This window comes from Acinetobacter sp. I-MWF, assembly GCF_025433935.1.
Lineage (GTDB): Bacteria > Pseudomonadota > Gammaproteobacteria > Pseudomonadales > Moraxellaceae > Acinetobacter > Acinetobacter guillouiae.
On the sequence record NZ_JAMBAR010000001.1, the window covers coordinates 1830355 to 1843844 of the forward strand.

11 protein-coding genes are annotated in these 13490 nt (G+C 39.2%); 6 read left to right on the top strand and 5 right to left on the bottom strand.

Annotated features, from left to right (window positions below; genetic code table 11):
• Positions 1 to 110: 110 nt before the first annotated feature.
• The 3 genes from dacC to M2R48_RS08440 all read right to left on the bottom strand — a co-directional run bounded on the left by dacC (position 111) and on the right by M2R48_RS08440 (position 2323).
• Positions 111 to 1259: a D-alanyl-D-alanine carboxypeptidase PBP5/6 gene (gene dacC, locus M2R48_RS08430; protein ID WP_262085769.1), complete on the bottom strand. Its 1149-nt coding sequence runs from the start codon at positions 1257 to 1259 to the stop codon at positions 111 to 113.
• 141 nt (positions 1260 to 1400) lie between these two features.
• A complete protein-coding gene (locus tag M2R48_RS08435) occupies positions 1401 to 1775 on the bottom strand; it encodes an MCR_0457 family protein (protein ID WP_004721274.1) in 375 nt (124 codons plus the stop codon).
• A 182-nt stretch (positions 1776 to 1957) separates the two neighbouring features.
• Positions 1958 to 2323, bottom strand: a complete 366-nt coding sequence (locus M2R48_RS08440) for an MCR_0457 family protein (RefSeq protein WP_262085770.1) — start codon at positions 2321 to 2323, stop codon at positions 1958 to 1960.
• A 116-nt stretch (positions 2324 to 2439) separates the two neighbouring features.
• On the opposite strand from M2R48_RS08440, the gene surE reads away from it, so the two are divergent.
• The 3 genes from surE (at position 2440) to M2R48_RS08455 (ending at position 5196) form a co-directional block, all read left to right on the top strand.
• Positions 2440 to 3225 carry a 5'/3'-nucleotidase SurE gene (gene surE / locus M2R48_RS08445; RefSeq protein ID WP_004820713.1) on the top strand — a complete coding sequence of 262 codons (786 nt, stop codon included), beginning with the start codon at positions 2440 to 2442 and terminating at the stop codon, positions 3223 to 3225.
• Positions 3226 to 3331: 106 nt separating this feature from the next.
• Positions 3332 to 4168 (top strand): peptidoglycan DD-metalloendopeptidase family protein, encoded by an 837-nt coding sequence (locus tag M2R48_RS08450; protein ID WP_034613659.1) that lies wholly within the window; start codon positions 3332 to 3334, stop codon positions 4166 to 4168.
• Between the two features lie 95 nt (positions 4169 to 4263).
• Entirely contained in the window at positions 4264 to 5196 is a 933-nt protein-coding gene (locus M2R48_RS08455) for a LysR family transcriptional regulator (protein ID WP_004721269.1), read from the top strand.
• A gap of 131 nt (positions 5197 to 5327) precedes the next feature.
• Here M2R48_RS08455 and M2R48_RS08460 read toward each other — a convergent pair whose 3' ends face one another.
• Positions 5328 to 6539: an aspartate aminotransferase family protein gene (locus M2R48_RS08460; protein WP_034613657.1), complete on the bottom strand. Its 1212-nt coding sequence runs from the start codon at positions 6537 to 6539 to the stop codon at positions 5328 to 5330.
• A gap of 165 nt (positions 6540 to 6704) precedes the next feature.
• Between M2R48_RS08460 and grxD the strand changes: the two genes are divergently transcribed.
• The gene (gene grxD, locus M2R48_RS08465) at positions 6705 to 7046 is read left to right on the top strand and encodes a Grx4 family monothiol glutaredoxin (RefSeq protein WP_004820720.1); all 342 of its coding nucleotides are present in this window, start codon (positions 6705 to 6707) and stop codon (positions 7044 to 7046) included.
• Positions 7047 to 7267: 221 nt separating this feature from the next.
• Here the strand turns inward: grxD and M2R48_RS08470 are convergent, their stop codons facing one another.
• Complete coding sequence (locus M2R48_RS08470) at positions 7268 to 9907, bottom strand: Lon protease family protein (RefSeq protein ID WP_262085771.1); 2640 nt, start codon at positions 9905 to 9907, stop codon at positions 7268 to 7270.
• A 181-nt stretch (positions 9908 to 10088) separates the two neighbouring features.
• Between M2R48_RS08470 and M2R48_RS08475 the strand changes: the two genes are divergently transcribed.
• Together M2R48_RS08475 and gloA are read left to right on the top strand one after the other, a co-directional pair.
• Positions 10089 to 12284 carry an AmpG family muropeptide MFS transporter gene (locus M2R48_RS08475; RefSeq protein ID WP_262085772.1) on the top strand — a complete coding sequence of 732 codons (2196 nt, stop codon included), beginning with the start codon at positions 10089 to 10091 and terminating at the stop codon, positions 12282 to 12284.
• Positions 12285 to 12572: 288 nt separating this feature from the next.
• Positions 12573 to 12974, top strand: a complete 402-nt coding sequence (gloA, locus tag M2R48_RS08480) for a lactoylglutathione lyase (RefSeq protein WP_004820725.1) — start codon at positions 12573 to 12575, stop codon at positions 12972 to 12974.
• Positions 12975 to 13490: the final 516 nt, after the last annotated feature.

The following is a 13490-nucleotide window of genomic DNA, read 5'->3' on the forward strand; positions in this document are numbered from 1 at the left end:
ATTTAACCAGTGTATTTTTACTGAGTATAAATTAAAAAGGCATCCAAATCTGTGATCAGGATGCCTGTGCTTTAGTCTAATAGATTCAATATTAGGTTTAAGCGAATAACTTAGAACAAGTTGCTAAAGAACATTTTGATATGGTCGATTAAGCGAGAGAAGAAGCCTGCTTCTTCTACAGCTTTTAAAGCCACTAATGGTTTTTCAGCTATCACTTTACCATCTAAGGTTGCTGTTAATTTACCAACGACTTGACCTTGTTTTAATGGTGCATTTAAGTTGGGTTGAACAGTGATTTGTGTTTTGATTGCATTGGCTTGACCTTTTGGCATGGTCACATTGAAGTTTTCAGCTAAACCAATTTGTACATCATTTTCTTTACCAAAATAAACTTTTGCTTTAGCAAGCACTTGATTTGCAGGTTGAACACTGACCGTTTCAAAGTTTGAATAACCCCAAGATAACAATGAGCGTGTTTGGCTGGCACGCTCATTCATTGATGGCGCACCAAAAATCACAGAAATCAAACGCATTGGACCACGTTTTGAAGATGTGGTTAAGCAATAACCAGCCTCATCAGTATGACCTGTTTTTAAGCCATCAACACTTGGGTCAGTATAAAGCAAGGCATTACGGTTACCTTGTTTAATCCCGTTGAAAGTAAATTCTTTTTCAGAATAAATAGGATAATATTTTGAACTGTCATGAATGATATGTTTAGCAAGTACCGCCATATCTTTTGCAGTTGAGTAATGACCCTCAGCAGGCATACCCGTTGCATTGATAAAATGTGTATTGACCATACCTACACGTTTGGCTTCTTGGTTCATTGCATAAGCAAATGAACCCTCGTTACCTGAAATATGTTCAGCCATCGCTTTAGATGCATCATTACCCGACTGGATAATAATGCCTCGTAACATTTCTAAAACTGTTGCAGTACCATTTAACGGCACATACATACAAGATTCAGTACTGCTACCACGACACCATGCAGACTCATTCATGCGAACTTTTTCACTTTCGGTCAGTTCGCCTTTAAGAAGTTTTTGCTCAATGATGTAACTCGTCATCATTTTTGTCATCGAAGCAGGTGCTAATTTTTCATTTTCATTCTTCGATGCAAGAATTTGACCTGTCTCATAGTCCATTAAGACATACGATTTATTATTTAATTCTGGCGGAGTGGTTAAGACGGTTGCTGCATAAGAAAATGAAGGTAAAAGTAATAATGCAGCAATGGCGCTTTTTCGAGTCATTCTAGGTCGTTCCAATCGTTATATGAGCACAAACAGGCTAGCATTTTAGGGCAAAGCAAAGCCGACTTCTATAAGGAAAGTCGGCTTATTTCTTACTTATTGTAACTAATTCAATATTTGTTGGATAAATTGCAGAAATCGTTATGACTGATAGTTACTAATGTCATTACAAATTGCTGTATTTTCAGTATCACCCGCTTTTTTAGCATCACTTTTTGCTTCTTTTAATGCTCTTTGGAAATCTTTTTGCTTGGCAAGTGATTTTAAGGTTGCTTTAGGATCTTTGTCATTTGGCATATAGTCTTTAAGCAAGTGATCAAAACCTTTATTAAATGCAGCATCTGTTTTGATTAGACTCGGGCAGATATCTGACAATACATAAATTGCAGCCAATTCTTCTTTAGATACTTGTTGCTGTGTGACTTCGATTTTGTCAGATGCGGCAAAAGCATGGGTCATAAATAAACCACTTGCTGAAACAAGGCTTAATGTAAGCATTTTTAAAGTCATACGCATAAATAACCCAATCAATTTTTAATTTGAGAACCTGCATAGATTAAACGTAAAAACTGTGAAAAATATAGAGAAAGTGTATCGATGTTGTAGATTTATTTGAAATTTTCACAAACTGAACAATGCAAAAGATGTCAAAAAAGGATTTTTAACATCGCATTGGGGGAGGTTTTTTTTATCTTATGTTAGTGTGGAAGTTCAAGTACATCTGCACATACTGCTTTGTGTTCAGCTTGATCAACTTCTTTGGCACTGGTTTGTGCTTCTTTGAGTACAGTTTGGTATTCTGGATCTTGTTGAAGCTGAGTCAATGTTGTAGGTTTTGAAAAATCCTTTAATAAGGTTTGGGTTAAACTTGCAATTTTAGTTTGAAATGCAGGGGTGTTTCCAATTAACCCTGGGCAAACTTCGGCAAGCACCTGTGTTGCGGCAATATCTTCTTTCGCAATTCGATCAGATTCTTGTGAAGTTAATGTTTCTGAAAATGCAGATTGTGTGCAAAGTGTGATGAGAGCGATAGAAATAGTATGAGTAAGAGAACGTGTAATCATCTTTATAGTCACAAATTAGATTTAAAATTGAGTAAGTAACTATATATAATTGTTCAATAAATTTGAATTAAATTACTCAGTAGTCATTTAATAATTTTTAGTCAGAGAACCTTTTAGTGAATATTTTAGTTGCCAATGATGATGGTGTTTTTGCACCAGGTATTCAAGCTTTAGCAAAAGCATTACGACCTTTAGGTCGAGTTGTTATTGTTGCGCCAGAAAGTGAACGCAGTGGTTATTCAAGTGCATTAACCCTAGATCGACCACTTCGACCGATTCAAGTTGCACCAGATATGTGGGCAGTAAATGGGACACCTGCTGATTGTGTGTATTTGTCCATGAACGGTTTATTTGATTTTGAGTTTGATTTAGTTGTCAGTGGAATCAATAGTGGGGCGAATTTAGGTGACGATGTCCTTTATTCTGGAACCGTAGGGGCGGCATTTGAAGGACGTTTGATGAAACAGCCAGCAATCGCAGTTTCATTGGCAGGCAGTAATGTACGTTCCTATGACAACCCTGAAGATTATGCACAAGCTGCAAACTGGGTTTACAGCTTTATTGCCAAAGGCTTACCCGAACTGCCTCCACGACATATCTTAAATATCAATATTCCCGATGTCGCTGAAATTTTAGGGGCTCAAATTACATATCAGGGGCGTCGAATACAATCAAAGCCGATAACCAGTCAGGTTGACCCGCGTGGTCGTCAAGTCTATTGGATTGGTTTGGCGGGTGAAGCGGTGACAGATCCGCAAAAAAATGCACAAAACCTGCAATCTGACTTTTTTGCCATTGCCAATGGTTGCGTCAGTATTACCCCAATTCAGATGGATGCAACCAATTACACAATTCTTGAAACACTACAATCACAACTCTCACATAGTCATTTTGATGTATGAGTGTTATAACTTTGTGAAAAAGCACTGTTAAACAGTGAAATGCGTGTGTATTTTGCTAATCTTAAGCAAATATTTTTAAATTTTAAGATTGTAGAGAGGGAAATCAATGCTTTTGGCTCGATCAACACTTCCAATTCAAATGCCTAAGCGATGGATGAAAATCATTTTGTCCACAATAGCAATCACCTCTGCCATAGTGGTGACTGGGTGTGCATCGAAGCCTCAAATTAATAACCCTACACGTTATGCTGTTGCGCCTGACTATTACACAGTTCGTTCTGGTGATACCTTAAGCGCAATCTCTATGCGTTATGGTTTGAGTTATCTCAGTGTTGCTGAAATGAATGATATTGCCGCGCCTTATCGAATTTATGTAGGTCAGTCATTACGTTTGAAAAAAGGTGGGGGCAATGTCACTCGATCTACAACGAAACCGTTGACGAGCAATGAACCGCAAATTCAACGTCAAACGATTAAGTTACCAACACAGCAGCCGACGTCGCCAACTGGTACAACGACGGCTCAGCCAGTAACGCCGCCGCCTGTACAAACGACGACGACAGTACAATCAACCCAATTGAGATGGGTAAAACCATCAAATGGATCTGTTATTGCAAATTATAATATTGCGAATAATATTAAAGGAATACGTTTTGGAGGGAATCAAGGTGATCCAATTTTTGCCGCAGCGGATGGACAGGTGGTTTATGCTGCAGATGGATTAAAAGAATATGGTAATCTTGTCTTAGTAAAACATATTGATGGTTACATTACTGCATATGCTCATAACAGCAAAATGTTGGTGAAAAGTGGTCAAACTGTGACAGCAGGACAGAAGATTGCAGAGATGGGATCTTCAGGTGCTAGCAGTACCATGTTGGAGTTTCAGGTACGTTTAGATGGAAAACCGATAAACCCAGCAAATATTTTACCAATAAATTAAATATTTTAATGCAAAGTGTAATTTTCTTCGTATAATACAATGAGTTGTTTTGAACAAAAAAGTGTGAAACAGCTCATAATTTCAGAGGGAAATTTATGTTAGATCAACTTCGGGCAATGGGTGTATTTGCTTGTGTTGTTGAAAAAAGCTCTTTTAGTGGTGCCGCGCGTGACCTTGGCATTACGACTAGTGCGGTTAGTCAGCAAATTAGATCTCTAGAACATGAAATGGAAGTGACACTTCTACATCGTTCTACGCGAAAGCTGAGTTTAACTGAGGCTGGTCAAGCTTTTTTCCACAGTTGTCAAGAAATGCTCGCTGCCGCAGAGCGTGGAAAAATCCGCATTAATGAGTTGCGCGATGATTTAGTTGGGGATTTGCGTATTGCGACAACCCCGGAAATAGGGGCAACACATGTTGTTCCTGCTTTATCGCATTGGATGTCTGCACATAGAGGTTTGATGGTTCATTTTGAAGCAGATAACCAATATATCGACTTGATTCAAGAGCGTATAGATATTGCTATTCGCATGTCTTCAAAAATTGAAGATGCGAATAACTTGAGCTGTATGCCACTTGCACGAGTCGATCAGATCTTAGTTGCATCGCCAAGTTATTTAAATCAAACAGCGCCTATTTCACGTCCTGAAGATTTACAGAATCATGATTTGATTCCGATAAATATCATGAAAAATTCTCAACATTTTTCATTTCAGCATGGTGCAACAGGTGAAGTTGTTAATTTAGAAATGAAGCATCGCCTTCAGACAAATAACGTATTTGTTGCAAAATCATTGTGCCAACATGGGCATGGTATTGCACGAATCCTTTATTTAGATGTGCAAAAAGAATTAATGAACGGAACATTGGTTGAAGTGCTTCCAGAGTGGAAATTACCAACTTTCACTTTAAGTGCTGTGACCTTAAAGCGTGAACAGCAGCCGATGAAAATTCATCGTTGTTTGGATGCTTTGAAACAATATTTTAGCCAGTTACCTGGTGGTAGAATTTTCCAAGAAGCTTCATAAAGTTCTAATTCTAATAAGTTCTAATAAAAAAGCCGCTTTAAAGCGGCTTTTCTATATCAGCAATTTGATAAGCATTCATGGCAAAACTAAAAGAGATTAATGGGTTAATCTCTTAAAGCATTTATTCACAATTAGGCAAGGAACTCTTTAATTGCAGGTACTAAGCGTTTTAATAGATCATCTGCTTGCTCATGATTCATATTCAAGGCAGGCAGTAAACGCACCACATTGCCTGAAGTAACGTTAATAATTAAATGATGCTTATCACGTGCAATGTTTACTAATTCGGCACAGTCTTTAGGTAATTCGATACCAATCATCATGCCGAAACCACGCACAATCACATTTTGCTCTACAAGTTGAGCACGGAACTGATCGACCAGATATGTTCCAATTTCAGCAGCATTTGCAACGATGTTTTCTTTTTGGATCAAATCAATCACTGTGTAGACAACACGAGAGCCTAAATGCGTACCACTATAAGTAGAGCCATGATTTCCCGCAGCCAGTACTCCAACACCACGACCTTGTGTCATCACAGCACCGATTGGAAAACCATTTCCGAGGCCTTTTGCTGTGGTTAAAACATCTGGAATAATATTGGTATGTTGATAAGCAAAGTATTTACCGGTACGGCCATTACCTGTTTGAACTTCATCCAGCATCATCAACCAATTATGTTGATTACAAATACGACGAATATCTTCAAGGTAGCTAAAACCTTGAGGTGCGGTATTGACACCACCTTCACCTTGGATCGGTTCGACTAGAATTGCCACAATGTCAGGATGCTGAATAGCGGCTTCTTCAATGGCTTCTACATCGCCAAAAGGCACACGAATAAAGCCTTCAACCAGTGGTGCAAAGCCTTCTTGAACCTTTTTATTGCCCGTAGCTGAAAGCGTTGCAAGGGTACGACCATGGAATGATTGATCCGCAACAATGATTTTGGGATTGGAAACACCCTGTAAGTGACCAAATTTACGTGCAATTTTAATTGCACCTTCATTTGATTCTGCACCACTGTTTGAGAAAAAGATTTCTTCCATACCTGAAACTTCAGCCAGCTTTTGCGCTGCTGCAGTTTGCCAAGCGACTTCGTAAATATTGCTGGTATGGATTAATGTAGCCGCTTGTTCTGCAATAGCCTCAGCCAGAACAGGATGAGCATGTCCTAAGCCACACACAGCAATACCCGTCAATGCATCTAAATACTCTGTACCATTTTCAGTATAAAGATAAGAACCTCGTCCTCGGACAAAGCTGATCGGTTGACGGCTGAATACAGGCATCAAGTGTGAAGGTTGATCAGTTTGTACCGGAGCGAGGGTAATGTTATTCATAACTAACTCTTATCTGTTAGGAGTGGAAAGGGTAAAGGATTATCTAACCAAAATATGCACAAGATTTAAAGCTTTAATATAAATAAAATTGGAAATAATCGTCTAGACATATTCTTTATTGTGGATTTAGGTATAATGCAGGCAGATGAGTTGAGGATTTAATCAATGACTGAACAAGCGCGTGATACAGAAGCGTTAATTCGCGATCAAATAGCTAAACATGCAGTACTTCTTTATATGAAAGGTACACCGCAATTTCCACAATGTGGTTTCTCTGCACGTGCAGTTGAAGCACTTAGCCAAATTGGTCGTCCATTTGCTTATGTAAATATCTTGGAAAATCCAGATATTCGTGCAACTTTGCCACAAATTGCAAATTGGCCTACATTCCCGCAATTATGGATTAATGGCGAATTGATTGGCGGTAGCGACATTATGCTAGAAATGTTCCAAAATGGTGAATTAAAGCCATTGATCGAGCAATATAGCCCAGCACCAGATGCTTAATAAGTTGATGATGTAGAAAAAGCACCGGAAGGTGCTTTTTTATTGGCTAGGCTTTATGTTGTTGTCACGTGACTGAATTGGTCAACAATCTAGAGAAATTAGGTTATGGCTGATGAGCGGTTCCAATCTTTGTTTGTATATTTAACAAGCTATCAGTATGAGTCAGACAAAGCTTTGAATATTCAAAGCTTTGTCTGACTGAGGTCTATCCAAGAAGCAATTTAAGCTGACTTGCGCTTATTTTGCTTTGCTGCAACTTCAGTTTGGTTTTCGTCAGTAATGATGCTTGCTGATTCAGCTTCTGCCTTTTTCAGTTTTTTCCCTTTGTTCTTTTTTTTCTTTTTCTTTGGCTTGTGCTCTATTTCAACGCCATCTTCCAAGGCTTGCCAATATTCAAGCTGTGCCATCACTGCCGCATAGATTGAACCTTTGGTATAACGACCTTTTTTATCTAATGCCCCAACAGGACGTGCCATTAGGATTTCTAAAGCTTGGTCAATGGTGTCTATGGCATGTATATGGAATTGACCCTCATTGACAGCCTCAATCACATCATGGCGAAGCATTAAATGCTGCATATTCTGACGCGGAATAATTACCCCTTGTTTGCCCGTTAATCCTTGGAGTTTGCACGCATCGAAGAATCCTTCAATTTTTGCATTGACCCCACCAATAGGTTGAACTTGACCCAATTGGTTCATCGAACCTGTGATCGCCCATGATTGATCAATAGGCAATTGGCAGATTGCGGAAATCAATGCAGATAGTTCTGCAACCGTGGCACTGTCACCATCCACTTGACCATAACTTTGTTCAAAGGCGAGGGCAGCAGAGAAATGCAAAATCTGTTCACGGCCAAAATGAGCTTTTAGGAAGCTCGACATCAGCAAGACACCTTTGGCATGTAATGAACCACCAAGTTCTACACTGCGCTCAATATCTAAAATGTCACCGCCGCCTTGATATACCGAAGCGGTTAAGCGTGACGGTAAACCAAATTCAACATCGGCATAGTGGATCACGGATAAAGCATTGATCTGACCTAAACGATGGCCGCGTGTCTCAATCAGTTGCGTACCACGTGACAAGTCTTGCCAATAAAGCTCTCTTAAATAGCCTAATCGATATTGGCGATGTTTCAGAGCAGTGTTGATATGATGAGAGGTGACTAACTTTTCTTCCGACTGTGCAGCGTGATGATGAGATTCACGGATTAAATCACCCAAAGTTAAAGCATGTAAAGACAATGAACTCTGGTCTTCAGCTTGGCGGCTCGAATCTGTTAGTAATGCCGCCAATGCTGAGCGATCAAAAGGCAGTAATTTGTCTTGTTGAACATAGTCTGCAATCAGTTGCATATAAGCTTGTTCATTATCATCATTACGTTGCAGGGTATCGGTAAAATCAGCACGAATTTTAAAAACACTGCCTAATTCCGGCTCTAGTTCTAAAATTTCATAATAAATTTCAGGTTCTGCCAATAAAACCACTTTTAAGTTGAGTGGCACAGATGCAGGCTCAATTGAAATACTGCCAGTTAAAGTCAGCATGTGCTCAAGAGAAGACAGCTTTAATTGTCCTGATTTTAATGCACGTTTTAGCCCTTGCCATGCATAAGGCTGTTCTAACAGCTGTTCTGCTTCTAAAATTAAAAAACCACCATTGGCTTGATGCAATGAGCCTGGGCGAATCAGAGTAAAGTCGGTGGTGATTGTGCCGTTTTGCGTCAGCTGTTCAACATGTCCCAGTAAATTATAATGTGTTGGGAAGTCTTCAAAAATAACTGGTGCACCAGAGTTTGGCTTATTGCTCACCACGACATTAGCTTGGTAACGTGAAGGAACCCGATTAAATAAAGCAGGAGAGAATTCTTCACCTTCCTGATCTAAAATCGTTTCAACATTTTCGATAATATCTGCTGCAAAATGCTTTAAGTATTGATCGAGTCCGTGTACGGTTTTAAATTTACTTAAAATCAAATCTATACGAGGAATCACCACTTGTTTGGCAATATCACGATTTAATTCAGAAACTTGATCACGTGCATCATCTTCCAAATCACCTAACTGAAGACCAAGCCGTTCAAGCTTTTTATCCATATAACGCATATTGGAATTAATTTCTGCGCGCTGTTTACTGTCGAGCGCATTAATATCTTCCTGTGACATTTCCAATACTTTGTCATCTTTGACATGGATCGGCACAAAAATATGTTCATCGTTACGATTAATCAGTTTTAGGTCGAGGTCTTCGCCTTCTTTGGTCAGTTCAACTAAAGCGAGTTGTTGCTCATTTCCCGTGATTTGACGAATACGTTCAATACGATTGTGATAAGTTTCGGCACTAAAGCGACGTTCAAGTTGCTTGAGAATGGTTTGCCATGCTTGGTGGATTAAAGCTTGAAACTTACTGCCTTGGCCCGCTTGAAAACGCAGTGCAATCGGTTGTCGCGCATTTTTAAAATTATAAACATAGACCCAATCATCAGGTGTTTGCATGGTTTTTGCATGCTGCTGTAACAAACGCTTGATCATGGTTCTTTTGCCAAGACCTGCCGTCCCCACTGCAAAAATGTTGTAGCCTGAATAAGGTAAAGCAATCCCTGCTTCTACAGAGGCTCTGGCGCGATCTTGCCCTAAGAAATTATTTAAAGGCTTGATCCGCTTGGTTGAGGTAGGAATCTTGCTTAGATTGGGGATATGCGTCAGTTGTTCTGATTTTAGTGCGGTTTGTGTCAACGTGTTTTGAATTTCCGTTTGATCAAAAGCAGATGGAAAAATCGTTTCAGTTTTTTGTATTGGGGTTGCAGTCGTCGTAATTGAAACAGTAGTAGAGCTTAATTGATCGTGTCTTTGGGTCACAGGTGAAATCCAAAACTTATATGGGTTGAAAAGTTAAAGGTATACAGGATTGGGGGTAAAGATCAAGCGCCAAAAGCGGAAATATCTGTAAAAGCGCTCATCAGTTGCATAAAAGTGATTGAAACTCTAAGCATTAAGCGGTTGAATAGCACTATTTCATTTTTCAGAAAATAACAACGCAATGACAACGCAACTATCTCAGCAATCAGCTGAGCAGAATTCCACAGCAAAAAATGGGTGGAAATCTGCTTTTGCCGCTTTTATCGATCGGCGTGCTGCAATTATGCTCTTTCTTGGGTTTTCAGCAGGTATTCCAATTCTGCTCATTTTCTCAAGTTTATCTTTATGGTTAGGTGAGGCTGGAATTGAAAAAAGTGCAGTGACTTTTTTTAGTTGGGCCGCGCTGGGCTATTCTTTTAAATTTGTATGGGCACCACTGATTGATGAATTACCCGTCCCGATACTGACCAAAAAACTGGGTCGGCGCCGTGCTTGGTTGTTGATTGCACAAATACTGATTATCTGTGCGATCTGTATTATGGCGTTTTCTGATCCCGCTTTGGGCCAAAGTTATATTTACCAAATGGCTGTGGGGGCAGTATTACTGGGTTTTTCCGCAGCAACACAAGATATTGTGATTGATGCCTATCGAATTGAGCTGGCTGAAACCGAGATGCAAACGGTGTTGGCATCGACCTATAACGCAGGCTATCGTTTAGGGATGATTCTCGCTGGTGCGGGTGCTTTATTTCTTGCTGCTTCTTTGGGGACTGCAAAAGGGAACTATATTTATGAAGCGTGGAAATATACTTATTTAACGATGGCGCTGGTGATGCTAGTGGGTATTATCACCACTTTAGTGATTCGAGAACCCTTGGTTAATCGAGTTGATAAACACTATAAAAATATTGATTACTATCGTTTAGTTTTGGTCTTTATTTTGGCTGTGGCGAGTTTTGTTTGTTTATATATTTACTCCGATGACATGGTTCAATATCTGCAAGCGACTTGGAAAGTCGAAGACAACTTGCTGAAGTTTTTAATGGAAGCTGTACGCTTTTTAGGCTCAGGGCTCGGTGCAATTCTTGTTGCAACATCGTTGATTCGTTTTGGTGTAGTCAATAAAAAGATGGCCTATGAGACTTGGGTTAACCCGATTGCTGATTTTTTTAAGCGTTATGGGGTAAAGCTGGCATTGGTTCTACTGTTATTGATCGGTTTCTATCGAATTTCAGACATTATTGCGGGTGTTATTTCGAATGTTTTCTATCAAGATTTAAACTTCACCAAAGAGCAAATTGCAGAAGCCGTTAAAATTTACGGGGTTATTTTTAGCCTATTGGGTGGTTTTTTAGGTGGCTTACTTGCACAACGCATGAATATTATGAAATTGATGTTTGTCGGTGCAGTTTTGGCAAGTTCAACCAATTTGATCTTTATTGGATTGGTAAAATCTGGCGCACCGATGCAAGCTGTATCTGTACAGATTGGCGATAAGAAATTTCAAGCTCAAACTGATGAAGTAGGCTATTGGAAAGTTTCTGTGCCTAGTCAGGATTTGGTAGGGGAAAATACCATTCATATCAAAGCAGCATTGGTTGAACAGGCTGTCGCGAATGAATATACGGTGCCCTATTTAAAAGACAATGCTAAGCCCCAAATTCAATTATTGCCTATTACCAGTGACAATCAATTGTCTGCAACAGAAGCGAAGCAAAGTATTGTGGTTAAGGGGCAGATTGCGGGAATACCTGTATCTGAGCTTAATCCAGATCAGCCGATTACCCTTAAACTTGATGGCAAAACATATCCTGCAAAATTAGATAAAGATGGTTTGTTTAGTGGTGCGATTGACGGTAAAGCCTTATATGCTTCTGGCTCAAAAAATGTGATCGCCGTAGTCAATTATCAACACGCACAAGCAGCATTAAGTACTCAACAAAGCTATCAATTAACAACGATAAAAAGTGATATCGATGTGGATATTCAACCACTTCCAGTGATTAAAGCCGATTCCTCTGCAGCCGTTGAAATTAAGGGGAAAGTAATTGAAAAATATAGTTCTGGTTGGCTGTATTTTGCTATTGTTGTCGATAATTTAGCTTCTGGTTTAGCTGGTGCAGCATTTATTGCGTTCTTGTCTAGTTTGACCAGTGTGTCATTTACAGCTGTTCAATATGCGATCTTTAGCTCATTGATGACGCTTACACCTAAGATTTTAGGTGGTTATTCTGGAACAATTGTCACCCACATTGGTTATCCTAAATTCTTTTTAATGACCACTTTAATTGGTATTCCGATTCTATTACTTGTGTTATGGGTTGGAAAATTATTGCGAGAACATCAAGCACAAAAAGTGAATCAATCCATCGAGTAAGCGACTGAATTACTCAAGATAGATTTACGATGATTACAAGTAGCCTATTTTATCTTATAGATAAAGTAGGCTTTTTATCGGAAAGTGGTTTGAATTATTAGGTCGGTCATACATTCAAGTAACTTACTCGAAAGATAAAGCTGTAGTGTTTATCTAAAATAAGCGGTTATTGCTTAAAAATAATCCAGAAGACGGCATCATTGAGCAGCTGAAATATAGATAAATTGAAATATTGAACTGTATTGCCTATATTGGCAGATGATATCTGATCAAACAGGAAAATAAATCATGCGCATGTTGCATACCATGTTACGAGTAGGCAATTTAGAACAATCTTTAGCGTTCTATACTGAAGTTCTCGGTATGACATTACTTCGTAAACGTGATTATGAAGAAGGGCGGTTTACTTTAGCATTTGTGGGTTATGGTGATGAAGAGCATCATACCGTGTTAGAACTTACTCATAACTGGGATACTGCAAGTTATGAATTAGGTAATGCTTATGGACATATTGCGATTGGTGTCGATGATGCCTATAAAGCCTGTGACGAGATCAAAGCACGTGGTGGTAATGTGGTACGTGAAGCTGGTCCTATGAAGGGCGGTGTCACAGTCATTGCTTTTGTTGAAGATCCAGATGGTTATAAAATTGAATTGATCCAACAAGATCAAGATGCACGAAATAATTAGGGGGCTGTTGACAATTCGTCTACGTTTGCGACTAGGTGTGTTTTTTAGGCGATACTAGGCGCGAAATACGAAATTTAGCTATTCTAAATGATGAGAAACATCGTTTCGCAAGGTGACAACGTAACGGAAAAAAACACGCTAGTCCCGAAGGGTTGTGGCTAAAATTATCTCAGTCTACGTTATGAAACTCGAAAATAGTCTCGCTATTCTCTTCGTTTCCTGCCTTGCCTGGTCAATTTTAACCTACAACGCAAGCCATTTATGAAATGCCTACAGCCCCATCATTTAAAAATGATGCAGGTCTAGTGTTTATTTGGCAAAGACATATCAATAAAGATCTTTCATAAATCAAAAAATGATCATGTGGAGTGAATTATATTGGTATTGAAAGTTCCTTCTCCCTCTGGGCATAGGTATCTACACAATTAAATCTATTTAAGTTAAATTGGAGAGCATGCTCTCCAATTTAACATTCCACACTTAGATAACCGATTAGTTAAACGCTACGGACGTCTT